Below are 24,417 nucleotides of genomic sequence, written 5' to 3'. Positions count from 1 at the left end.
ATGGAGTCGACGATGGATGAAAGCGTGGCGGCCGTGAGGCTGCGGTTTCCGCTTCGGGCCGAGGCGATAGAAGACCTTGCCTCGCGGGACGAGACGTTCCTCGAAATATGCGCGGACCTCGCGGAAGCCCAAAGGGAACTGTCCAATTGGCAGTCATCGACAGATCCCGATCGCCTTGGGCGTTGCGCGGAGTATGAGGAATTGATCACCGGGCTTGCGAAAGAGATCGAGCAAGCGCTCGACGGCGAGACGCGCTCTCTTCATCCACCGTCCGTCCGGCCCTTCGGCTAAGGACTGTCGTAGCCCTCTCGTAACGCGCTTAGAAAGAGGAATACCGTGGAAACCGAAATTGTGACCGAGCCTGTAAGAGATCCTGCTTCACCAAGCCCGTTGCGCAAGGTGGCCCTCATTGTCGTCCTCATCGCTGCGGTCTTGTTCGTGCTCTCTATCTTCATGGAGCGGCGCACGCCCTCGACCGCGCAAGCCCAGGTTCAAGCCTACGTCGTCGGGATCGCGCCGGAGGTCACCGGACGGGTCGTCGAGGTGGGCGTCGCCGACAACTCTCGGGTAGAAGCCGACCAGGTTCTCTTCCGGATCGATCCGGAACGCTATGAACTCGCTGTTGCCGAAGCCGAGGCGGCACTGGCGAGCGTTGGACAGACGATCGGAGCATCGACTGCCGCCGTGGACGCGGCACAGGCCAAGCTTGTTCAGGCCCAGGCTGATCGCGACAACCTTCGCGACCAGTACGCTCGGGCGTCAGAGCTCGTGAAGCGCGGCGTTTTCTCCAAGGCGCGCTTCGATACGGCCAAGTCTGCCTACGATCAGGCAGAAGCTTCGGTCTCGGGGGCGCAGGCCGACCTCGCCAAGGCAAGGGAACAGCTCGGTCCGGCCGGAAACGACAATCCTCAGCTTCGTACCGCGCTCGCCGGTCTCGAAAAGGCCAGGCTCGACCTCGTGCACACTACTGTGAAGGCTCCAGCCGCGGGCGTTGTTACCAATCTCCAACTCACGGTTGGCAAGGTCGTCGCATCAGGACAACCGGCAATGACATTCATCGACGTCGGGACCATCTGGATCAGCGCCGCATTCAAGGAAAACAGCCTCGAGAAGGTTGCCGTTGGCAATCCGGCGGAGATCCTGTTCGACGCGCTTCCTGGTAAATTGTACGCGGCGAGCGTCGAGAGTGTCGGTTACGGTGTCTCCCAAGGGGGAGGCGTCGATCCGAACACGGGCTTGCCGACGATCAGGAACGATAGTGGCTGGGTCAAGGAGGCGCAGCGTTTTCCCGTTCGACTGAACATCGCAGAAGAGGCCCGGCCGAAAGGCGGCGTGAGATATGGCTCGCAGGCGACCGTGGTCATCTACACGGGCGACAATCCCGTGACGAATGCATGGGGATCTTTTTGGATCCGCACAAAATCGGTTCTAACCTATGTCAACTGATCTGAACGCCGGGGCCGATCAGTCCAAACGGAAGGGACTACGCGTCGCGTTTGCAGTGTCAGTTGGATTCACCTTCGCGGTCTATTCCGGCGCCGTTGTGTCGTTTCTCGGCCCGTTGTTCGCTGCACAGTTTCTGCTGGCGAGCTCGCGTCCACTGCCCTTTGGCAAGACGGTTGGCGCTGCGGCTGTCATCCTCGCCGCCGGGCTCGCGATGATGGCGGTGACAAGCGTGCTCGGTGATCGGCCCGCGCCGTTTCTGCTGCTGCTCGGGCTCACCTACTTTTCCTGCTTCCTGATGCAGTCGGCCGGGAAGGGCGGTGCGGCGGTGTTTCTGGTGCTGGTCGTGGCGATCATCGTTCCGCTGCTTGGCATTTTGAACAAGGAGCTTGCCGGTTCCATCCTGTCCATTCTCGTCACAGGTGTTCTGTCAGGGACGATCCTCATGTGGCTTGCCCATGCAATCTTTCCCGAACCCGATGGCGCGGCGGTCGACGTCGCTCCGCCGCTTGTCCGACCGGCGTCTTTCCGACAGGCACTGGCAAACACGCTCATTCTGCTTGTCGCCATGGTAGCCTGCCTGACGAGCGACAACCTGACGGCCGCGGCAGTGATCCCGATCACCGTAGCGTCGCTTCTCGGGCAGCTCGACATCGCGGCAAGCAGCCGAACGGCAGTCGGACTCGTCGTCGTCAATCTCTTCGGGGGCGTTCTCGCGTCGGTCTCCTACACCATCCTCAGCCTGCGTCCCAATCTGCTATCCATCTTCCTTATAGTCCTTATCGTCGTCTTGATTCTGGGCGGTCGCGCGTCTGGTCGCGCGAAGGATGCTCCACTATTCGCCGGCGCCCTAACCATTTTCCTGATCCTCTTCGGGCTGGGCGTATCGCCGATTCCGGGGAGTGCCGCCGAATCCTTTGCCACCCGGATCGCGTATGTTGGGGCGGCGCTGCTCTACGCTCTGCTCTCTGCAGCAATCCTGTGGCCGCACCCTGCACTCCGGAAGGAAGCGGTGCGATGAGATGGTCACACGCGCGCTCAGCGTCGGCGTATCGCTGATATGCTTCGTCTCGTCATCTCCTGTCGCCGGGAGCGTCACGCGGGGCGAAGACTTTTGCGACGTTACTAGGCACAATCGGATCCGTTCTTCTCCAACTTTCCAGACAATAAGCGGGCGGGCAAAGTGCTACGAGTTGGAACGAATCGCCTTTCAAAGCGAGAGCAGAAAGTTGGTGTGGTGATTGCAGGTTCGGTTCAGAAATTGATGCAATCTCGGCAACCATTGGGACCGCTCATCAGCCTATTCACGTGTCGATGGCTTCATATCTCGTTAAGGCGCTCGTTCACAGGAGCACAGAGCACGGGCCGACCCCGTCATCCGGCCCGTCGGTTTTGGAGGAGGCCGCCAGCGGTTCCACGTCTTTTGCAGTAAGCTGGACGAACTCTCTGCCGTTTGTTGCCGCAGGAAGCCCAGTCGCCGTATCCACGATCCGCCGCGTTCCGGACTGGCTCCTCTGTTGCGACGTAGCGCTGGTCAATCTGGACACTTATATGCGATCTCGGACCCCGGTCTGTTTGACGGAACTTTGAAGCGGCAGAGAGCGCTACCGCCGCTGCTGACGATTAGCGGACAGGTCGAGGCGCAACGGCGGGATCAGATTGCAGCCTTGGATGAACACATAAAAAAGAACCACGCGGAGGTCGCCGCGCCGACGATCGAGGAGCGAAACGGATTAAGACGCTCGGAGGGGCGTTAGCAGCCTGCTCGTAATCGCCGAGGTGTCGGACGCTTGCCTCGCGTCTATCGCACGAATTTGGTTTGCCGCCGTCATGAGACAGTGGCTACGGATCGCTTGGAAGCCCGCGCCTAGCGCTTATGCCGGCAAATTGCTCAAGGTAGGCGGATACTTCGAGCTCGATGCCGGAGATCATATCCTCATATTCACCGATGTACTTGGAATCGGGTGCAAGCGTGCGCAAGTGCAGCACCGCGATGCTGTAACATTCGCACAGCTCGGCAACGCGGCGGCGCTCTGTTGCAAGCGGACGAAGCTCCGGAAGTCGTATCGCGAGCAAAGCCCACCCGTGGGCGACATGATCTATTGCCGATGCCATCTCAACGCCTCCCGTCACCAATATACACTTGCCTCCGACACACAAAAAGGCTCGCCTAGGGAGAACTTGACGGGCGTTTATGTCTGCAGTCGCTGGGTAGCATTCAGACGGGCAAAGAGTGCCGCCGTCCATCTAATGAAGTTGCGACTAAAAGAAAACCCAGCAGCGAACCGCTATTGGTACGAATTGTTCCAGTGACTAATTCGCCGGTTAACGCGCTGGCACCGCACCACGGGGACTCTTGGTTCACGCCGGGGAACTATGCGGGGCTGTGGGAGTTCGGACGGCAGCGTGGTTGGTTTAAAGGTAGTGATGAGATGGATGACAGTAAGAAACGAGATGGACCCGGGCCAACACCTGGCAACGAAGACGGGGCGGCGCCAGGGGTTGAAGAGTGGAAACATGCGGATGAGCAACATCAACAAACAGAGGATGAGGCTCAGGCAGCAAATGCAAAATATCACGTGGATCGCGATAAAAATGGGTAATCTCACCCGTGGTCGGCTTGCAGCCCTGCAATCGCACCGGTGCTTATACGGTAGTATTGAGGTCCAGGCCTTAATTGCCGACCTTTTCCATCGCTTCCGCGAGATACTTGCCGATCTCCTCATCGCCTTTGGCCGAGACAGTGCCGACTTAACCATTCCGAGGGGGGCGCCATCTTAGATCAACCCGAGCTTTCCTATGGACTTCTTTTATTTGCCCGATCTCGAAACATTCGGCGGCTAAACGTGGTATAGCAGCTTGCGGCACGATCAGGTGCCCATGGAGATGGTCATGACCAAATTCGCGCTCTACGTTCCGCTTGAAGCAAAACCCGGCAAGGAACAGGAGCTCGCCGATTTCCTGAGATCAGCCATACCTCTCGTCAACGCCGAGCCAGGCACGATTTCCTGGTATGCGATCCAGGAAGGTCCGAGTTCGTTTGCGATCTTCGATACGTTTGACGACGAGAATGGAAGAGATGCTCACTTAAATGGCCAAGTCGCTGCGGCCTTGATGGCCAATGCAGAGGCAGGAGACCTGTTTGCCAAGCCGCCACAGATCCATAAGTTGGCTATCCTCGCCGACAAGCGGCCATGAGCGCCAGAACCTCAAAGTACTGACGAAAATGAGGCGTAGCTCTCAGTCTGCCAAGTGCGCGGCTTCGATGCTGCCGACGCTCGCTACCCGGAATGATACCTGTTTGCATGAGCTTGACAGCGCGACCCGAACGGCATCTGCTTGAAGCGCAACGACCTTTAAGCTGATGGTCTCGATTGACTTGATTGTCAGTTGGGCGAGAGAAGGCGCTTGAGATAAGGTGCTGTCCGGCTATTTCCTGCAAGGGCAACCTGCTCCGGTGTCCCGCTTGCGACGATCCGGCCGCCTTCATCTCCGGCACCTGGCCCGATGTCGATGACCCAGTCGCTGGCCGCAGCGAGGGTCATGTCGTGATCGACGACAATCACCGTGTTGCCGGTCTCGACCAACGCATTGAGCTGTGCGAGCAGCCGCTCGACATCCGAAGGATGCAAACCGGTCGTCGGCTCGTCCAGCACGTAGAGCGCGCCACCTTTTTGGGCTCGTTGCAATTCCGTCGCCAGCTTGATGCGCTGTGCTTCGCCCCCAGAGAACTCGGTTGCAGGCTGACCAAGCCTGAGGTAGCTCAAGCCTACTTCGCGCAAAACTTTCAGGGATGCCCGTACGCTCGGAGCGTCGTCGAAGAAGTCCGAGGCGTCCGCAACGGTCAGTCCCAGGACCTGCGAGATGTTCTTGCCCCGGTACCGGATCTCCAAAGTTTGCGGGTTGTAGCGGGTGCCGTGGCAAGTTGGACACGGGGCATAGACGCTTGGCAGGAAGAGTAGCTCGACCATGACAAAGCCTTCTCCCTCGCATCGCGGGCAGCGGCCCTTGGCGACATTGAAGGAGAACCGACCGGCGTCGTAATTACGCTTCTTCGCTTCCCGTGTGGCGGCGAACAGCGAGCGAACATGATCGAAGAGCCCGGTATAGGTCGCGAGGTTGGACCGGGGCGTTCGGCCGATCGGCTTCTGGTCGACCTCTATGAGGCGCCGGATTTTGTCGAGCCCACCTTCGATCCTGCCCTGCGTCGGCGTCCCCGGCTCTACCTCCAAGGCGGCCTCGTCCTCAGCATCGTTTACCACACGAACAGGAACGCCAAGTGCCTCGCCGACAAGCTCGACGAGCGCCTGGCTGACCAGACTCGACTTGCCAGACCCAGAGATACCGGTCACCGTCGTCATGACTCCCAGCGGAAATTTGCAATCCACATCACGGAGATTGTTTCTTGTGACGCCGGATAGGCGAAGCCATCCATCCGGTTCTGTCCGACGTCCAGCCGGTTTGCCGGCTTCCGCAAAAAGATGCCTGACGGTCTCCGATCGCTCGACCTTCCGCAGACCTTCCGGTGGGCCGCTGTAGAGGATCTCCCCGCCCAGCTCGCCGGCTGCCGGACCCACGTCGACGATCCAGTCCGCGTGGCGGACGACGTCGAGCTCGTGCTCCACGACGAACAGCGAATTTCCGACCGCCTTCAGCCCGTCGAGCGCCCGCAACAGCGCTTCGGTATCGGCCGGGTGCAAGCCTGCAGAGGGCTCATCCATGACATAGACGACGCCGAAGAGGTTTGAAGCGACCTGTGTCGCCAGGCGAAGCCGCTGGAGCTCGCCCGGAGACAGGGTCGGCGTGCTCCGCTCGAGTGTGAGGTAGCCAAGGCCGAGATCGAGAAGGACATCCATCCGTCGGCAGAGGTCTGCTGCGATACGCTGGACGACCATGGCTTTTTCCGGATGTTCTTTCCGCATGGTCTTAAGCTTCCTGGCATCGGCATCCGCATAAGGTGCGAAGATGTTGGAAAACCTCGCCATCGGCAGTCTGCTCATTTCTGCATAGTCGAGGCCCTCGAACCTCACCGAGAGTGACTCTTTCCGCAGCCGCTTGCCCTCGCAGAGCGGACAGGCGCTGCTGATCATGTAGCGGGCAGCCCGCTTCTTCATCATCGCACTCTGCGTCGTCGCGAAGCTATGGGTGACATGTCGTCGGGCGCTGGAAAAGGTGCCCATGTAGGAGGGCTCGTCCTTCCGTGCCATGGCACGCTTCACCTGATCACGCGTGAGACCCGGATAGACCGGGACGACCGGCTGTTCGTCCGTGAATAGGATCCATTGGCGGATCTTCTCTGGAAGCTCCCGCCACGGCCGGTCGACGTCGATGCCAAGCGTGATCAAGATGTCTCTGAGGTTCTGCCCGCCCCATGCCAATGGCCATGCCGCAACTGCGCGCTCGCGGATAGTCAGCGAGGGATCGGGCACCATGGACGCCTCGGTCACCTCGTGTACGCGACCGAGACCGTGGCATTGCGGGCAGGCACCCTCCGGCGTGTTCGCCGAGAACGACTCTGCATCGAGGTGCGGTTGGGCCGGCGGATATGTGCCCGCCCGCGAATACAGCATCCGAAGGAGGTTCGAGATTGTCGTCACGCTTCCAACCGAGGAGCGTGCCGTTGGCGATCCGCGTTGCTGCTGCAGGGCGACAGCGGGTGGGAGGCCTTCGATCTGGTCGACGTCTGGCACGCTCATCTGGGTGAAGAGACGGCGAGCATAGGGAGACACGGATTCGAGGTACCGGCGCTGGGCCTCGGCGTAGAGGGTACTGAATGCGAGCGAGGATTTTCCGGAACCGGAGACGCCCGTGAAGACGACGAGCGCGTCCCGCGGGATGTCGACGTCGACGTTTTTAAGGTTATGTTCTCGTGCACCTCGCACGCGAACGATGCCTTGAAGCTTTTCGGTCGCCTCCACAGCATTGTCGATAGGTCGATTCGGCATTGGGTTTTCCGCAGTTGCACGTCGGACGGAGATTGTACATGAGATCCTGCACTTAGCGGAGAGCGTCGCGCCGCAAGGATAGCCCCGAGACTTTGGACACAAATTGACGGTCGTCAACTACGACGACCGTCAAACACCCTATTGTTGCTCACGAATGCGTACAGGAACAACTTTTTGGCATGGACCTTGAGATGACGGTCACAAAAATGGCACCCTAGGCTGAAGGTTTGATCCGCTCCGAAGTCGGTGATGCCATCCCTCGCATCCCGAGGGACACGTCACCCACGGGCATCAACTTTGGGGCAGACTCTGCCCACCTTGTCCCTCAGTGCTACGAGGCGACCGTAATGTGTTCCGTCTAGTCTCTGTCGCGATTTAAAGAGGTGGAGGACGCTTCGTGGCGGACGATGACGAACCACATGGAATGGAAGAAGTGCCTTTGCGACGGCCCGCCGTCAACAATTGGCCTAAGGGCGTGCGGAAAATCGTGATGGATGAACTGGATTGTCTGGGCATTGACAAGCACGGCGGGCTTTATTGGCAGGGAAAGCAAGTCAACGCGAAGCGTATTGTCTTAACTTTCGGGCAAAAGGTGTACGCTTTTGTCGGGATAACAGCCGCCGCATTGGTGGCTATCAGTGCCATTGTCCAAGGAGTAGTTACTTACAATCAGTGAGCATGCAAAGTCCACTGGGTGGCAATATGCCCTCGATGAACGCACCCACTTTCGACTGGACACTTAGGCGGTTACCGGCAAGCTTGCAGAACTCGATGTCGCGAGTTGCGCCATCACGACCATCCGAGGCGTCGGCTATAGCTTGACGCACAAGCAGCTAGCTCAATCCCATCCCAAACTCGGGCGGCTTGGCTTCCTCCACCTTCAGCGAGCCCCGTGATAGCGGCTGCAATAACTCAGCTGGGGACCTCTCAAGATCAAGCCATGCCTTCCAATCACTCGGTCGGAGGACGACGACTTGTCGATTATGGAACTGCTCCACATCAGGCCCGGGGTGTGTCGTTAACATCGCGAACGCCGAAGGCTGGCTTTTCCGGCCGGGCCGCCAGATCGCGGCGATGGCCATAAATGGCGCGCCAACGAGCTCAAAGCGATATTTGCCCTTCGAACGCCTTCTTCCGGTAGACTCCAAGAATGCGCTAGCCGGAATGAGACACCGATGACCATCGCTGAAACTTTTTCCTTGCGATCGAATGTTGAATACTGGACCGTGCTTCCTGGCCGGCGGAAAACCGAACTTCATCTGTGCTAGCTCGACAGTATTGTCGCCCACACAGCGTATTACGGCACCCATATCGCCGATTTTGATTTGGGCACGCGGCGCCAAATCCAGTTCCGATTGTCGTGCCGGGATCCCAAGCGCCAGATCTTGCATCACATTGCTGTATTCGGCGTAGCAAATGCGTTGTTCGTATTCGCTGCACATCGTCAAACCTGATCATTTAGGATTCTTCACGGAGTCTCCGTGAGAACCGGTTAAAGCTGTGCTGACGCTCAGTCGTGCTTGGTGACTTCGACGTCCGCCGTCAGCAAGGGACGCTGCTCCTCCGCGCGCTGGCACTCGATCTAGGACAGCCGATACCCTGGGGTCGGCCCGACAACATCGGACGATCCTTCCGGGGCGGCCAAAGAGCCGCTACGGATCACGCAGAGCGTGCTCGATCCCTGCAGGGTGTTTTCAAGGCTCGACTGATCAACGCATGTCGCGACACGTGCTGTCGGGTTGCCGTTTCGGGCAGGACCCGGAAAGAGATCTTCGCACACTATCGCCACAACGTGAAGAACATGAGCTTGTTGCATACCACTGAATTTCAGGGCTCACTGACGTCCGTCAGCATTAGGGAGATAATCATGTCGGTAGATTAAGGAATTTTACGGTACGGAGAGGTCCCTAATTCCCTTTCGAACAAGCAGGGCGGATATCAAGCCTTCGGCATCGTCGAGAAAAGGGGATTTATAATGGTTGATGCTCTGGAAACTCCTATCGCCCTGCATCGCCTACCAGAAGTGCTGACGGCAGAGCCGGCAAGGCTCCAGGCCCTGTCCCACCTTCGCCGCTTCCGCCGCGAGCAGGACATTTACGTCCAAGAAGAGCGCACCGACACCTGGTACCGTGTCGTTTCGGGGGGCAGCCTGCAAATATCTGATGCGTACCGACGGGCGCCGGCAGCTTGTCGATATCTACCTGCCGGGAGATCTCTTCTGGTTACGGCCCGTCTCCTTCACAGATCCGCTGTCCAGGCCGTCACCGAAGGGACACTGATCGCCTTCTACCCGCGCCACCGTGTAGAGGCTCTCGCCGATGAGGACGCGGAGACGGCAATCGAAATCAGAATCCAAATCGTGGAAGCGCTGGAACGGTTGCAGGAGCAACTTCTGGTGACCACTACGATGACGGCACAGAAAAAGGTCCGGGAACTCCTGTTCTACTTTCACCGACGTCTCTCAGCGGGGACGTGCAACGGTCTCGCGCTGCCCATCTCGCGATAGGATATCGCCGACATTTTGGGGATCTCCGCCGAGACAGTCTGCAGGGCCTTCACGGACCTGCAGGAACGCGGCGTAATCTCGCTACAGGGCCTGCGCCGCATGATCTCCTCTAGGCATGTTGCCGTCCCTCAAGATTGATCTCCCATGCGAGCCGTTTCATCCGTTGCCCTGGGGCTTGCTGTCAACTGCCGCAAAGCTAATGGTGATATCGCGGGCAAGCGCTAGAGCTCGCGGAATTACGGCACTTCCAACAATCCCCCATCGCTCTACAAGGAAACGCCACCCATGGTAGATTGCCGGATGTCGGCAGCACATCTCATTACCCAGTCCTCCGACAACGCTTCCGACAGTCCGCTTTATGTGCAATAGTTCCACTCGGACCCTATGGTCCGCAAAAGTTGTAATAGGTTTGCGGCGCCAAACTGGGAGAAGCGATTACAATGGGTGATCGGTTAAGTGGTTTGCCACTATTCGGTGAATATAGCCTCGATGAACGATCAAACCTCCTCGCTTAAGCATTTAGCGCCGGGCGACCGGCCAGTGCGGATCGGGTTTTATCTCGTTCCGAACTTCCCACTGATGACCTTCGCTGCGGCTCTCGACTCGCTAAGGCAGGCGAACCGATTGGCAAAGGCCCAGCGCTTCGAGTGGGTGCTCATCTCTTTCGACGGATTACATGTCCGCTCCAGCAGCGGACTTGGCTTCGATGCCGATGCGGCTATCAGCAAAGCTCCGCGATGCGATGTCGTTATCCTCTGCGCTGGTATCAACTACTCAGACGCATATGACAGCAATATCTTCGCGTGGCTGCGCCGAATCTATTCGGAAGGCTGCATACTTGGCGCTGTCAGCACGGCTGTCTTTTTTCTCGCCAAGGCCGGGTTGCTCGAGGGCCGCCGATGCGCGGTTCATTGGGAATCGCTGGCAAGCTTCCGCAGCGAATTTCCCAACTGTTTTGCGACGGACGATATTTTTGCAATCGACGGACGCTTTCTGACGTCCTCGGGCGGCACGGTCACTCTCGACATGATGCTATATCTGATCGCCGCCGTCGAAGGCCACGGACTTGCATCGCTGATTTCGGATCAGTTTAACCATCCGCGGATTCGAAGGCAGGACGATGTGCAGCGCATGGCGCCGGAAGATCGCTTCGGCATCAAGAATGCCAAGCTCGGCTTCGTCGTTCGCCGCATGGAGGCGACGCTTGGCGACCCGGTCGAAATATCTGTACTTGCAAAGAGTGTCGCACTTTCCCTTCGACAGCTCGAACGTCTATTTCGCGCATCACTCGGGAAAAGCCCGTCGCAATTCTATATCGATCTGCGCATGGGACGTGCCAGAGAGTTGCTTGTCGATACGGAGCTCTCCGTGGCGGAGATCGCAGAGATCTGCGGCTACGAATCCGCTTCGCACTTCAGCCGCTTCTATCGCCGGCTTTTCAAAGAGAGCCCGGTGGCCACGCGGCGCGCTGAGAAGCAGCGTGAACGGCTCACCTTGCGCACTATGTCGATTGACGCATAGAAGACGTCGCATCGGTGCATATAATGTAGGGTAACCTAGTCTTACTTTTTTTGACGACGGAACGGTCGACGGGCAAAAGCCTGCAGGCCCAGTCAGGCGACGACTGCCTGCGGGCCAACCGATAAGATTTGGAACAGCTAGGCGCCAACAGGAGACCACTGCAGTGGACAACAATCAGCATTCCTATATCCCGACCCTGGTCGAACAGATGTCGAACGACGTGATCGGGCGACGCGAATTTCTTCGCAAAGCGACGCTGCTCGGCGTGTCTGCCGCAACTGCCTATTCTCTGGCCGGTCTGGCGATGCCCGGCGACGCCGCTCTGGCAGACGACATGCCGAAGGGCGGCAACCTACGCATCGGCATGCGCTGCATGGAAATCAAGGATCCGCATCTGGCCGACTTCGCCGAGAAGTCGAACGTCATCCGTCAGGTCTGCGAGTATCTCACCCTGACCGACCGCAACAACATCACGCATCCCTATCTTCTAGAAAAATGGGAAGTGAGCGACGACCTGAAGACATGGACGCTGCACCTTCGCAAGGATGTGAAGTGGCGCAAGGGCCGTCCTCTGACGGCCGACGACGTCGTCTGGAATTTGAAGCGTGTCTGCGACCCGGCAATCGGTTCATCGATGCTCGGCCTCTTCACCGGCTACCTCGTCCAGGAATACGAAACTGGCGAAAAGGACGAGAAGGGCAACCCGAAGAAGTCGAGCAAGCTCTGGGCCGACAACGCCATCGAGAAGGTCGACGATCACACCGTTCGCCTCAACTGTTCCTCGCCGCAGATCGCCGTGCCCGAGCACCTCTATCACTACCCGATGTTCATCATCGATCCGGAAGAAAAAGGTGCCTTCGGCGCTGATGCGAATGGCACGGGTCCCTTCGCCATTACCGAATATGTCGTTGGCAAGGGTGCCAAGTACAAGGCTCGCAGCGATTACTGGGGCACAGGTCCCTATCTCGACACCTTCGAATATGTCGACCTCGGCGACAATCCCGGTGCCGGTATAGCCGCCATGGCCTCCAAGCAGGTCGATGGCCTGTCGGAGGCCGATGCGGTCCAGATCAACGCGATGAAGAACTTCCCGCATGTCGGCGTCTATCAGGTCGAGACGACGCAGACGGTCGTCGCCCGCATGCACCCGGATATCGAGCAGTTCAAGGACAAGCGCGTTCGCCAGGCCATGCGTTATGCGATCGACCGCGACAAGGTCATTCAGACAGCACTTCTCGGCGCTGGCGTTCCAGCCGAAGATCACCATGTCGCGCCCTCGCATCCCGAATACGCGGCACTTCCGAAATATCCGCGCGACGTCGAGAAGGCCAAAAAGCTTCTTGCCGATGCGGGCTATCCGGACGGTTTCGAATTCGACATGACGACACGCCCGGACCCGATCTGGGAACTCAATACGGCCCAGGTCCTTGCCGAACAGTTCAAGGATATCGGGGTCAAGGTCAATATCAAGGCGCTACCGAGCGCCCAGTATTGGGAAGTCTGGACGACGTCGCCGTTCAGCCTGACGGCCTGGGGCCACCGGCCGTTGGCAATCATGACGCTGTCGCTCGCCTACCGCTCGAACGCCGCATGGAATGAATCCAATTATTCCAACGCGGATTTCGACAAGCTGCTGACCGAGGCCGAAGGCATTCTCGACCCGAAGGAACGCAGCAAGGTGATGGCGAAGATCGAGGCGATCATGCAGGACGACGGGCCGATCGTTCAGCCTTTCTGGCGTGTCTTTTCGACCGTCATGGACAAGAAGGTCAAGGGCTTCGAGCTCCATCCTTCGCAGTACATCTTCGCGCACCAGTACGCGATCTCGGCTTAACCTCCCGGCTGGCGACCCGGCCGCGTTCGCGCGGTCGGGCACTGGGCCCGGACATTCGGATTGCTCCGGCTATGGCGAATTTTCTTCTCAAGCGTTTGGCGATGATGGTGGTGACGATGCTCTGTGCTTCGTTTCTCGTGTTCGCCGTCTGCGAGTTCACTCCCGGCAGCGTGGCACGCAAGTCGCTTGGTCCTTTCGCCACCCAGCAGCAGGTCGACCTGCTGTCGCAGAAACTGAAGGCCAATGATCCGTTGCTCGTACGCTACGGCCGCTGGCTCGGCGTACTCGTCGGCGCAGTCCCCGATCCGCTTCAGGATCCGGCCACCGGCCTGAACTTCACGGACCCGCGCGGTGCCCAGTATTTCGGTAACTTTGGTTATTCGACGCTGAACAAGCTGCCCGTCAATGACGTTATCTGGGATCGCCTCGGCAATACCGCTATCCTCGCCGGGCTGGCATTCCTGCTGATCGTGCCGCTATCGATCATCTTCGGTATCCTATCGGGATTGAGAGAGGGCGGCGTGCTCGACAGGACACTCTCGGTCATCTGCATCACCTTCACCTCTATTCCGGAATTTGCCTCAGGCGTCTTCCTGGTGACGCTTTTCGTCATCCTCTGGCCGATACTGCCGGGCACCAGCCCGCTCAACAGCGATGGCGGCTGGGCAGTGCCTTACCAGTTCGTGCTGCCCGTCGCGGTCCTCGTCATCTATGACTTCGGCTATGTGGCCCGCATGATCCGCGTCTCGATGATCGGCGTCATGGAGCGGCCGTATATTCGCACGGCAATCCTCAAGGGCATGAGCACACGACGGATGGTCCTCGGCCACGCGCTTCGCAATGCGATGATCGCGCCCTTCACCGTGCTTCTGCTGCAAATCAACTTCCTGATCAGCGGCGTTGTCGTCACCGAACTCGTCTTTGCCTATCCGGGTTTCGGCCGTCTCATCCTCGACGCAAGCCTGTTCGGCGATATCGCGACGCTTGAGGCCGCCACGCTGATCACCGTCGCGATCGCCGTCATCACGCAGCTGCTCGGCGACCTTGGCTACATGCTGCTCGATCCACGCATCCGGGTGAGGTAAATCATGGCTGTTCAAGACAATATCACCGTGGCAGTCATCGCGCCGCCGAGGCGAGCCGCACGGGCGAACTGGATGCGCATCCTGCACTCGCCCACGGCTGTTGTCGGGCTCTGTCTGGTTCTCTTCTGGGTGCTCGCGGCCCTTCTGGCGCCCATCCTGCCGCTGCCGTCGCCGACGGATTCTGACGTGATGGCGATGGGCAATCCATATCCCTCGGCGGCCCACTGGCTGGGAACCGATATTCTTGGCCGAGATATGCTGTCGCGGCTGATCTTCGGTGCCCGCACCGTTCTCTCCGTCGCGCCTCTGTCTGTCGCGGTCGCGATGGTCGTCGGCATCACGATGGGGATGGTTGCAGGCTATTACGGTGGCTGGGTCGACGTTCTCATCAGCCGCTTCTCCGACATCATCCTCGCCTTCCCGGTCCTGGTCATCTACGTCATCCTGATTGCCAATATTGGCCCATCGGTCCTCAATATCGTCATCGCGACGATGATTGCCTCGGCGCCGGGTATCGGCCGCATCACCCGCGGCCTGGTGCTCGGTCTGAAACAGCAGGAATATATCTCGGCGGCAAAGCTGCGGGCGGAAAGTACGCTCTACATCATGATCGTCGAATTGCTGCCGAACTGCCGCAGCCTCCTGATTGTCGATGCCTGTCTTCGCATCGGTTACACGATCATCACCATCGGTATTCTCGGCTTCCTCGGCCTCGGCCTGCCACCACCGAACCCGGATTGGGGCGGAATGGTCAAGGAGAGCGTGACTGTCTTGAATGTCTGGCCGCACATGTCGCTGATCCCGTCGGCTGCGCTCGTCAGCCTCGTCCTCGGCTTCAATCTGCTTGCCGATGGCGTGCGGGAGGCATGGAAACCATGAACGTCATCGCGTCCAATCTCCAAGGAGCGGCCATGTCCATCACCCCATCGATCGATCCTGAACCGGTTCTCGACATTCAGAACCTGCGTATCGAGTTCCGCGGCAAGAGCGAGACGGTGGTCGCGATCCCCGATCTGTCGTTCAAAGTCATGCCCCGGGAGAGCTATGGCCTGGTTGGAGAATCCGGCTGCGGCAAGAGCACGACGGCGATGGCGATCATGAGCTATCTCGGCAATACCGGTGTGATTGCCGGCGGCAGCATCCGTTTCAACGGCAAGCAACTGGTCAACGCATCTGCGAAGGAATTGCGCTCCATCCGCGGGCGCCAGATCGCCATGGTCTATCAGGACCCGATGAGCGCGCTGAACCCGGTGAAGACAATCGGTGCGCAGCTTGCGGAGGTCCCCCTGCTGCATATGGGCGCGAGCAAGAAAGACGCTTTGGCCATGGCCGAGGCGATGCTTTCAGATGTGCGTTTGCCCGATCCCGGCGAGATGACGCGGCGTTATCCGCATCAACTGTCCGGCGGCCAGCAGCAGCGCGTGGTCATCGCCATGGCACTGCTCGCCAAGCCGTCCCTCTTGCTGCTCGATGAGCCGACGACCGGTCTCGATGTCACCGTCGAGGCTGCGGTCATCGACCTGATTGCCGAACTGCGCCAGCGCTATTCCACCAGCCTGCTGTTCATCTCGCACAATCTTGGCCTGATCGCGGAAAGCTGCGATCGTCTGGGTATCATGTATTCCGGCCAAATGGTTGAAGAGGGAACCACTTCAGAGGTGTTCCGCCGGCCGAAACACCCTTATACACGCGGTCTTATCGACTGCATCCCCGACATCACAGGCGACAAGCGCACCCGCACGCTGGCGGCTATCCCGGGCTCGATCCCGCTGCCGCAGGAACGGCCGCAAGGCTGTCTGTTCGGGCCGCGCTGTTCCAGTTTCGTTTCCGGTCTTTGCGATCGCCCCGGACTTGCCATGGAGCGCGCGGCCGACGACCATCTGGTGCGATGCGTCCGCTGGCCTGAGATCTCCACGACGGAGGCGGCGCTAGCCCCTGTCGAGAGAACGGTCATTGAGAAATCGACCGCGATAGCTTTGTCCGACGTCAGCCGTCTCTATCCTGTCGGCCATCATAAGTTCGTCAAGGCTAACGAAGCGGTCACCTTCGAAGCGGCAAAGGCGGAGATCGTCGCACTGGTCGGCGAGTCCGGCTGCGGGAAATCGACGCTGGCACGCATCGTCACGGGTCTCGACAAGGCGACGTCGGGCGAAATCCGAATGGCCGGCGAAAATATTGCCGAACTGCAGGCCGGTGAGCGCCCGCGCGAGTTGCTGCAACAGGTTCAGATGATCTTCCAGAATCCCGACAGCACGCTCAATCCGTCGCATTCCGCCGCCTTCTCCATTCGCCGTTCGATCAAGAAGTTCGGTATCCGCAAGGGCAAGGCCGAGATCGAGCAGCGTGTGCGCGAGCTTCTGGAAATGGTGCGGCTGTCTCCGGCAGTCGCGGAGCGGAAGCCGAACCAGCTTTCCGGTGGCCAGAAGCAGCGCATTGCCATTGCCCGCGCTTTTGCGGCCGAGCCCTCGCTGATCGTAGCCGACGAACCGGTTTCCGCGCTCGACGTCTCGGTTCAGGCGGCAGTCGTCACCCTTCTGCTCGACATTCAGCGGGAGAAGCATGCGACGATGCTGTTCATCAGCCACGATCTGGCACTGGTTCGTCATGTCGCCGACAAGGTCGTCGTCATGTATCTCGGCAAGATCATGGAGCAGGGGACCGTTGAGGAAGTGTTCGGCGGTGCGTCGCATCCCTATACCGAGGCACTTCTTTCCGCTATCCGCAGCCCGCATCTGGACGAACTGCCGCGCGAGCGCATTCACCTGTCCGGCGAGACACCAAGCCCCGTCAACGTGCCAGCCGGCTGCCGCTTCTCGACGCGATGCCACCGCAAGCTTGGCAGCATCTGCGACACGGTTGCGCCGCCGCTCCGCAAGATGTCCGGCACGCATGAGATCCTGTGTCATATCGACGAGGCAGCTCTCGCCGCCCAGGCCTCCGTTTTTCCCCAGGCCGGAAAGGCATAAGCAATGCACGAGCCCGACGGAACGATCGGCAAGTTATGGCGAAGCGCCGCGGGCCTGCGTGCGATCGTCCATGTGATGGCAAGCATCTGCATCGTTGCCACCGGTAATTCGCTTCTAACAACGACGGTGTCGCTGCATCTCAGCGATCCCGCGCTCGATCCGCACGTCGTCCAGTTGCTGCTGACGGCGTTTCCGATCGGCTTTCTGGGAGGCTGCCTGTCAGCCCGCTTCCTGGTTGTCCGATTTGGGCATGAGATCGCCTTCCATATCGTCGCATTTCTCGCCGCGCTGGGCTCTGCCGGCTACATGCTGACGGAAGCGGCTCCAGTGTGGTTCTGCCTGCGGCTGATAAACGGCTTTTCGATCGCAACGCTTTTCGTCGTCTCCGAAAGCTGGATCAACCTTTATGCCGATCAGAAGAACCGTGGAGCCTATTTCTCGCTCTATATGCTGATGACGTCGCTGGCGACGCTGTTTGCGCAACTGCTTGTCGAGGCGGCCGGCGCAGCCTCTCCCTATCTCTTTCAGCTTGGTCTCGGCGTCATTCTGTTCGGACTGTTCTATGCCCGCTTCGTCGGCCGACCGTGGCCTGCGTTGCGACTGCCTTTGGCTGTCACTGTCGAAGCGGGCAATGCCCATTCCGGACATCGCTACGGCATCTGGCGGCTGGCCGCTCTCGCGCCGGTCACCGTCGTCTGCGTGTTCCAGGCAGGCATGACTAACATGAATGTCTACACGATGACGCCGATTTACGCGGAGCGCATCAAACTCGACGCGTCCGTCGCGGTGACGCTGGTAACCGCCTTCAGTCTCGGCGGCATGCTGGCGCAGGCGCCGGTCGGATGGCTGTCGGACCGCATGGATCGGCGCGTTCTGCTGCTGATCCAGGGGTTGACTGGAGCGGGACTGTGCGCGGCCATCTCATGGCCGGGCACCTATTCGCAGACACTGCTCTACGGCCTGTTCTTCGCTTATGGCGCAATTGCACTGACGATCTATCCTGTCGGCATCGCCTATGCCAACTCGCAGCTCGACAGCCGGTATATGGTCTCGGCATCGGGCAGCCTATTGCTGCTCTATTCGATCGGCAACATCATGACCCCCGGGCTTGCCGCACAGCTGATGGAGCTGTTTGCACCACAGGCGCTCTTTTTGCTGCTTGGGGGCGGAGCCTTCCTGGTTGCCGCGGCCGCCTGCTTCAATCTCATCCGCCGTCCGATCGGCGCCACCAAAACTTGCCTCGTCCCGGGAGGAAGCGAATGACGTCCACGAAGCCTTTTGACCTCGTCATCCGTGGTGGCCGTGTGGTGCTGCCGGACGCGACAAAGCAGATCGATATCGGCATTCGTGACGGTGTGATTGCCGCGCTCGAGCCGGATCTGCCCGAGGGCAAGAATGAAGTCGCGGCAGAGGGGCGTATCGTGCTGCCCGGCGGCGTCGACAGCCATTGCCACATGGATCAGCAACCTTGGGAGGGCAAGGCGACCGCAGACGACTTCAACACCGGCACGCTGTCGGCGATGTGCGGCGGCACGACAACCGTCGTACCTTTTGCCATGCAGATGCGCGGCCAGTCGCTGCGCGACATTGTCGACGATTATCATCAGCGTGCCGGCCCGAAAGCACATATCGACTACGGTTTTCATCTGATCGTCGGTGATCCCTCGGCGGAGGTCCTGCGCAACGAGATCCCTCAGCTGATTGCCGAGGGCTGCACCTCGATCAAGATCTATCTGACCTACGACGGGCTGAAGCTCGATGATTACGAGGTTTTGAACGTTCTCGATCTCGCTCGTGCACAAGGCGCGATGGTCATGGTGCATGCGGAAAATGACGCCTGCATCCGCTGGCTGACCGAAAAATTCATTGCCGCCCGCAAGACCGAACTGCGTTACCACGAAAAGGCGCATTCGGCGATCGGCGACCGTGAAGCGACCTTCCGGGCGATCAGCCTTTCGGAACTGATCGAGACGCCGATCCTCGTCAGCCATGTCGCAGCCGGGGGCGCTGTCGAGGAGATCCGCCGCGCCAAAGCCCGCGGCCTGCCGATCTACGCTGAAACCTGCCCCCAATATCTCTTCCTTTCGGCCGAAGATATCGACACGCACGATCTGTCTGGCTCCAAATGCGTCTGCACGCCGCCGCCGCGCGACAAGTCGAACCAGCCGGCGATCTGGGCAGGCATCCTGGACGGGACGCTCGAGGTTTTCACCTCGGATCATTCGCCCTGGCACTATGCGGACAAGATCGCAGGCGGGCCGGGGACACCGTTCCATCGTATTCCGAACGGTATTCCGGGCATCGAAACGCGGCTTGCCCTTCTGTTTTCGGCGGGTGTGAATGGCGGCCTGATCTCGCTGCAGAAATTCGCCGATCTGACGTCGGGCGCTCCGGCGCGGCTGTTCGGGCTTGCTCCGCGCAAGGGCAGCATTGTCACCGGCGCGGACGCCGACATCGCGATCTGGGATCCGGATCGCAGCGTAACGATCACCAATTCGCTGCTGCATCACGCCACCGACTACACGCCCTATGAAGGGCAGGTCGTCAAAGGCTGGCCGATTATGACGATCTCGCGCGGCGACATCGTCTGGGATGACGGAAAGATTCTGACTGAACCCGGCCGCGGCCGGTTCGTTGCCAGAGAACGCTCCTTCCCGCCACAGCAGGGGCTTTCGAAGGTTCTCGCATCATGACGGCGCCGATGACACGCCTTGAAAGCAAGGTGATCTTTCTGACGGGTGCCGCGAGCGGTATCGGCGCGGCGATCGCGCGCCGCTGCATAGACGAAGGCGCCTCAGTGATCTGTGCGGATCGGTCGTCCGATGACGTGGCTGCACTGGCGCAATCCCTCGGTCCCCAGGCGTTTGGTGTCCCATGCGACGTCACCGACAAGGCGTCGGTCGGGCATGCGGTGGACGGCGGCGTAAAGCGTTTCGGTCGCCTCGATGGCCTCGTGCACAACGCTGCTGCACCATCGATGGACGGCACGGTCATCGATCTCGCCGAACAGCAATGGCGGCTGGAGATCGACGTCATTCTGACCGGCGCCTTTCTGGCAAGCCAGCACGCGCTCCCAGCGATGATTGCCAGCGGTGGCGGCGGATCGGTGGTCTTTATCGCGTCGCAATTCGCCCATGTGGCGACCGGCAAAGCCGTTGCCTATTGCGCCGCCAAAGCCGGTCTGGTGCATCTCGCCAAGGCCATGGCGGTCGATCACGCGGCCGATGGCATTCGCGTCAACAGCCTTTCGCCGGGTGCTGTGGCTACCCCGAGATTGCTGCAACGCTGGCCGGACCTTGCGGCAGCCAATACCGGGCTCGGACCGGCGCATCTGCTCGGCCGTATCGCCCAGCCCGACGAAATCGCCGCCGCTGCCGCCTTCCTCCTGTCACCGGATGCTTCGTTCATCACCGGAACCGATCTCATGGCCGATGGTGGTTATGCGACGCGCTGAGATTTTTGCTGAAGTTTTTGGATGGATTTGAAATGACCCTTCTCGTTACCGGCGGAACCGGCTTCGTCATGAGCGTCCTCGCAAGGACATGGCTCGAACGTGATGCCAAGGCGCGCGTCGTTACTCTCGACCGTGCGGGCCTGGATGCCATGGCGGAACGCTATTTTGCGCCGGTCCGCGATCGGCTCACGGTCGTCACGGCCGATATTTGTGATCCCCAGCAGTGGGAGGCCGTCCTCGACAGCCACGATATCCGCTATGTGGTGCATGGCGCGACCGTCACCCCGATTTCTCGCGGCAGTGCCGCGGAGGCAAAGCGTCAGCCCGAAGCCGAAGATCCTGCCAGGATCGTCGATGTCAATTTGATGGGCACTGTCAATATTCTCGAATGGCTGAGAAAACGGCCCGGTATTCAGCGCCTGGTCTTTGTCAGCTCGGGCTCCGTTTACCGCCATCACGGGCCGGACTGGACGGGTGAACCGCTACCCGAGGACGGCTATGTCGCGCCGCTGACGCTCTACGGCATCTCCAAGTTTGCGGCCGAGATGGTGGTCAACCGTTACGCCGATCTCTTCGGCCTGTCGGCCGCCTCTGTCCGGCTCGCGTCGGTCTATGGGCCGATGGACAGGGTCACCGGCAGCCGCAATTTTCGCCATGTGCCGAACCGCGTCGCCCATATGGCGCTCGCCGACGAGACGATCCGGCCGAACAGCCTGGAACCCGTCGGCGACTATGTCACCTCCACGGATGTGGCCGAGGCGATCATCGCGCTGCTCTTTGCGGAGCGCCTGCGTTACCGCCACTACAACATCGGCAGCGGCGAGACCTCGACGATCGGCGACATCGTCGGTTGGGCGAAGGAGCGTGTGCCCGGATTGCAGGTGGATGTGAGTTCCGATGAGACCGGCAACATCATCCAGGACATCTCGCTGAAAGACGGCATGTGGGGCGCCTACGACATCGCCCGCATCACCCGCGATACCGGCTGGCAGCCACGCGGCGGGAAGCAATCCTTCCATGACTATATGGACTGGATCGTCGAAAACGAAAATCAGAGCGAAGGACAATGATGAGCACCGCTGCACAAGATCAATCGCGCGATTTTATTGGTTACGGTCCGAAGCCGCCGTTCGTGACCTGGCCGGGTGGCGTCAAGCTGGCGATCAACCTCGTGCTGAACTACGAGGAAGGCGCCGAATATTCCTGGCTCGAGGACGGGCGCAACGACAACTGGGGCGAATACAATATTCCCAACAGTCCGCCGTTGCGCGATCTCGGCACCGAGACCCATTTTGAATATGGCAGCCGCGCCGGCGTCTGGCGGCTGGCACGCCTGTTCGACCGTTACGATATTCCCGTCACGGTTTCGGCCTGCGCCGTTGCGCTCGAGAAGAACCCGGCCGTCGTCGCTTGGATGAATGCACGCGGCCACGATCTGCTCGGCCATGGTCTGCGTTGGAGCGAGTATTCCAGCATGCCGCGCCATGAGGAAGAGGAGCAGCTTCACGAAGCGATTGCTCTCTACGAGAAACTGACCGGCGGCAGGCCGATGGGCTGGAACTGCCGTTCCTTTCCAAGCGTCAACACCCGGGATCTGATCGTCAAGGAAGGCAGCTTCCTCTATTATTCCGACCCTTGCAATGACGATCTTCCCTACTTCCTCGATCATGAGGGCACGCGACTTCTGATCGTGCCCTATTCGAAGACGCTGAACGACAGTCGCTACCTGATTGCCCCCGGCTACAGCAACCCGCGCGATTTTGCCGAGGATTGCCGTTCGGCGATCGATTACATGATCGGCGAAGCAGACGAGACAGGCGGGCGCATGCTGACGATCGGTGTGCACGCCCGCTGGATGGGCCAGCCTAACAGGGCATCGGGCCTGCGGGATGTCATCGAGCACGTCAAGAAGACGCCAGGCGCTGCCTTCATGCGACGCGAAGACATCGCTCAATACTGGATCGACCATCATGGCTGATAGTGCGCATGCAATGCCGGACAAGCGTATTCAGGTGGAACCGGGAACGATAAGCGGGGCCGAATATATTGCGGGCGTCCTCAAGGAAGAGGGCGTCAAGCAAATCATCGGTTTTCCGGCAAGCGAGCTTTTCGATGCATCGGCGGCTTTCGATATTCCGCCGCTGATCGCCCGTACCCAACGCGTCGCCGTCAACATTGCCGAGGGCTACGCCCGGGTCACGGCTGGCAGGGAGCTTGCCGTTGTCACCGTGCAGTACGGCCCGGGCGCCGAGAGTGCCTTTGCCGGCATCGCCCAGGCCTTCAATGACGGCGTCCCGATGCTGTTCCTGCCAACCGGTTATCCGCGCGGCTCGGAAGCGGTGTCGCCGAACTTCGAATCCTGCCGCAACTTTCGTCACATTACCAAATGGTGCGAGGCGGCAAGCCAAGTCGCCGATCTGCCGAAACTGATGCATGCGGCGATCTCGCGCGTCAGAAACGGTCCACCGGCGCCTGTGCTGCTGGAACTGCCGATCGACCTGCTTGCCGAAAGGTTTGATGCCAAGCCTGCCGACCATCGCCGCCCGCGCAGCAGCGTGCCGCAGGCCGGTGGCGCTGAGGTGGCCGATCTGGCCGAAGCCCTGATGGCCGCGCGCAACCCGGTAATCCTGGCCGGTCAGGGAATTCTGGCCGGATCGGCGACGCAGGAACTGGTCGCGTTGGCCGAACTGTTGAACATTCCCGTCATGACGACGCCAAACGGCAAGAGTGGTTTTCCCGAAGATCATCCTCTTGCGCTTGGGACTGCCGGACGGGCACGGCCAGCGACGATCGATCATTTCCTGGAAAAGGCGGATGTCGTGCTCGCCATCGGCAGCAGCCTGACCCGCTCCTATTACATCCTGCCCATTCCGGAAGATAAAACCATCCTCCATGTGACTCTCGGTGAAGCTGATCTCGGGAAGGACTACGCGATCGCCCAAGGGGTGATCGGCGATGCCGCCTCCGTTCTCAGGCAGTTGACCGCCTATATCCGCGACAATCGCTTGATCCGTGGAAAACGGCCGCAGCCGGCTGCGGAGATAGCCGAAGTGCGCGCGGCGTTCATGGAAAAATGGATGCCGCTGCTGACATCCGACAGCACGCCGATCTCGCCCTACCGCGTCGTCTGGGAGATCATGCAGGCGATCAATCCGAAGACCTCCATCGTCACGCACGATGCCGGCAACCCGCGCGACCAGTTCTGCCCGTTTTACGTGGCGAGCACGCCAGGCAGCTATATCGGCTGGGGCAAGACCACACAGCTCGGCAGCGGCCTTGGCTTTGCGATGGGCGCCAAGCTAGCCCGTCCGGAGGCGACGGTCGTCAACCTGATGGGAGAGTCCGCCTTCGGCATGGTCGGCATAGACTTCGAAACGGCTATTCGCTGCAATCTGCCGGTTCTGACCATCGTGCTTCGCAATAACGTGCTCGGCGGCTATGCGAAGAGCATGCCTGTCGCCACGCAGAAATATGGCGCGAACCGGGTGACGGGCAATTATGCGCCGATCGCCGAAGCCCTCGGCGGCTATGGCGAATGCGTGACGGAACCGCAGAACCTGCGGCCGGCATTGCTGCGTGCTCTTGAGAGGGTCACGGCCGGTCAGGCGGCGCTCATCGAGGTCGTCACGCACGAGGAACCACGGCTCGCGGGCGTGCGGTAGA

22 protein-coding genes are annotated in these 24,417 nt (G+C 60.0%); 19 read left to right on the top strand and 3 right to left on the bottom strand.

Features of this window, described 5'->3' with window-relative positions; genetic code table 11:
- Positions 1-12 precede the first annotated feature (12 nt).
- From AC1DV9_RS13550 to AC1DV9_RS13540, 3 genes are read left to right on the top strand one after another with little or no spacing between them, the layout of a single operon-like run.
- Positions 13-291 (top strand): hypothetical protein, encoded by a 279-nt coding sequence (locus AC1DV9_RS13550; protein ID WP_477948407.1) that lies wholly within the window; start codon positions 13-15, stop codon positions 289-291.
- Between the two features lie 45 nt (positions 292-336).
- Positions 337-1,446, top strand: a complete 1,110-nt coding sequence (locus tag AC1DV9_RS13545; RefSeq protein WP_477948405.1) for an HlyD family secretion protein — start codon at positions 337-339, stop codon at positions 1,444-1,446.
- A complete protein-coding gene (locus AC1DV9_RS13540) occupies positions 1,436-2,464 on the top strand; it encodes a DUF2955 domain-containing protein (protein ID WP_477948404.1) in 1,029 nt (342 codons plus the stop codon). The genes AC1DV9_RS13545 and AC1DV9_RS13540 overlap by 11 nt, the downstream gene beginning before the upstream one ends.
- Positions 2,465-3,285: 821 nt before the next feature.
- Here the strand turns inward: AC1DV9_RS13540 and AC1DV9_RS13535 are convergent.
- The gene (locus AC1DV9_RS13535) at positions 3,286-3,558 is read right to left on the bottom strand and encodes a hypothetical protein (protein ID WP_477948402.1); all 273 of its coding nucleotides are present in this window, start codon (positions 3,556-3,558) and stop codon (positions 3,286-3,288) included.
- Between the two features lie 408 nt (positions 3,559-3,966).
- On the opposite strand from AC1DV9_RS13535, the gene AC1DV9_RS13530 reads away from it, so the two are divergent.
- Together AC1DV9_RS13530 and AC1DV9_RS13525 are read left to right on the top strand one after the other, a co-directional pair.
- Positions 3,967-4,224, top strand: coding sequence for a hypothetical protein (locus tag AC1DV9_RS13530; RefSeq protein WP_477948401.1), 258 nt, complete (start codon positions 3,967-3,969; stop codon positions 4,222-4,224).
- A gap of 111 nt (positions 4,225-4,335) precedes the next feature.
- Entirely contained in the window at positions 4,336-4,641 is a 306-nt protein-coding gene (locus tag AC1DV9_RS13525; RefSeq protein WP_477948399.1) for a putative quinol monooxygenase, read from the top strand.
- 188 nt (positions 4,642-4,829) lie between these two features.
- Here the strand turns inward: AC1DV9_RS13525 and AC1DV9_RS13520 are convergent, their stop codons facing one another.
- A complete protein-coding gene (locus AC1DV9_RS13520; protein ID WP_477948397.1) occupies positions 4,830-7,388 on the bottom strand; it encodes an AAA family ATPase in 2,559 nt (852 codons plus the stop codon).
- Positions 7,389-7,785: 397 nt separating this feature from the next.
- On the opposite strand from AC1DV9_RS13520, the gene AC1DV9_RS13515 reads away from it, so the two are divergent.
- Positions 7,786-8,064, top strand: a complete 279-nt coding sequence (locus AC1DV9_RS13515; RefSeq protein ID WP_477948396.1) for a hypothetical protein — start codon at positions 7,786-7,788, stop codon at positions 8,062-8,064.
- Between the two features lie 157 nt (positions 8,065-8,221).
- On the opposite strand, the gene AC1DV9_RS13510 is transcribed toward AC1DV9_RS13515, so the two are convergent.
- Positions 8,222-8,830 (bottom strand): SOS response-associated peptidase family protein, encoded by a 609-nt coding sequence (locus AC1DV9_RS13510; protein WP_477948394.1) that lies wholly within the window; start codon positions 8,828-8,830, stop codon positions 8,222-8,224.
- Between the two features lie 533 nt (positions 8,831-9,363).
- On the opposite strand from AC1DV9_RS13510, the gene AC1DV9_RS13505 reads away from it, so the two are divergent.
- From AC1DV9_RS13505 to AC1DV9_RS13445, 13 genes are all read left to right on the top strand, one after another.
- Positions 9,364-9,894 carry a helix-turn-helix domain-containing protein gene (locus tag AC1DV9_RS13505; protein WP_477948392.1) on the top strand — a complete coding sequence of 177 codons (531 nt, stop codon included), beginning with the start codon at positions 9,364-9,366 and terminating at the stop codon, positions 9,892-9,894.
- Between the two features lie 3 nt (positions 9,895-9,897).
- Entirely contained in the window at positions 9,898-10,032 is a 135-nt protein-coding gene (locus AC1DV9_RS13500; protein ID WP_477948585.1) for a helix-turn-helix domain-containing protein, read from the top strand.
- A gap of 351 nt (positions 10,033-10,383) precedes the next feature.
- Positions 10,384-11,415 (top strand): GlxA family transcriptional regulator, encoded by a 1,032-nt coding sequence (locus AC1DV9_RS13495; RefSeq protein ID WP_477948390.1) that lies wholly within the window; start codon positions 10,384-10,386, stop codon positions 11,413-11,415.
- 163 nt (positions 11,416-11,578) lie between these two features.
- The gene (locus tag AC1DV9_RS13490) at positions 11,579-13,249 is read left to right on the top strand and encodes an ABC transporter substrate-binding protein (protein WP_112516707.1); all 1,671 of its coding nucleotides are present in this window, start codon (positions 11,579-11,581) and stop codon (positions 13,247-13,249) included.
- Positions 13,250-13,320: 71 nt separating this feature from the next.
- On the top strand, positions 13,321-14,334 hold the full coding sequence (locus tag AC1DV9_RS13485) for an ABC transporter permease (RefSeq protein WP_112389450.1): 1,014 nt from the start codon (positions 13,321-13,323) through the stop codon (positions 14,332-14,334).
- Positions 14,335-14,337: 3 nt separating this feature from the next.
- Positions 14,338-15,213, top strand: coding sequence for an ABC transporter permease (locus AC1DV9_RS13480; RefSeq protein ID WP_477948387.1), 876 nt, complete (start codon positions 14,338-14,340; stop codon positions 15,211-15,213).
- Positions 15,210-17,300 carry a dipeptide ABC transporter ATP-binding protein gene (locus tag AC1DV9_RS13475; protein WP_477948584.1) on the top strand — a complete coding sequence of 697 codons (2,091 nt, stop codon included), beginning with the start codon at positions 15,210-15,212 and terminating at the stop codon, positions 17,298-17,300. Before AC1DV9_RS13480 ends, AC1DV9_RS13475 begins: the two co-directional genes overlap by 4 nt.
- Before the next feature lie 3 nt (positions 17,301-17,303).
- Complete coding sequence (locus AC1DV9_RS13470; RefSeq protein WP_112389447.1) at positions 17,304-18,563, top strand: MFS transporter; 1,260 nt, start codon at positions 17,304-17,306, stop codon at positions 18,561-18,563.
- On the top strand, positions 18,560-19,993 hold the full coding sequence (gene hydA / locus AC1DV9_RS13465; protein ID WP_112389446.1) for a dihydropyrimidinase: 1,434 nt from the start codon (positions 18,560-18,562) through the stop codon (positions 19,991-19,993). Before AC1DV9_RS13470 ends, hydA begins: the two co-directional genes overlap by 4 nt.
- An 8-nt stretch (positions 19,994-20,001) precedes the next feature.
- On the top strand, positions 20,002-20,754 hold the full coding sequence (locus tag AC1DV9_RS13460) for an SDR family NAD(P)-dependent oxidoreductase (protein ID WP_477948385.1): 753 nt from the start codon (positions 20,002-20,004) through the stop codon (positions 20,752-20,754).
- A gap of 32 nt (positions 20,755-20,786) precedes the next feature.
- On the top strand, positions 20,787-21,824 hold the full coding sequence (locus AC1DV9_RS13455) for an NAD-dependent epimerase/dehydratase family protein (protein ID WP_112540169.1): 1,038 nt from the start codon (positions 20,787-20,789) through the stop codon (positions 21,822-21,824).
- Positions 21,824-22,732, top strand: a complete 909-nt coding sequence (locus tag AC1DV9_RS13450) for an allantoinase PuuE (RefSeq protein WP_112389547.1) — start codon at positions 21,824-21,826, stop codon at positions 22,730-22,732. Before AC1DV9_RS13455 ends, AC1DV9_RS13450 begins: the two co-directional genes overlap by 1 nt.
- Complete coding sequence (locus AC1DV9_RS13445; RefSeq protein ID WP_477948383.1) at positions 22,725-24,416, top strand: thiamine pyrophosphate-requiring protein; 1,692 nt, start codon at positions 22,725-22,727, stop codon at positions 24,414-24,416. Before AC1DV9_RS13450 ends, AC1DV9_RS13445 begins: the two co-directional genes overlap by 8 nt.
- Position 24,417 lies beyond the last annotated feature (1 nt).

The organism is Rhizobium sp. 01L410 (genome assembly GCF_056400165.1).
The sequence above is the reverse complement of the archived record's forward strand: the minus strand, read 5'-3'. Positions and strand labels throughout refer to the sequence as shown.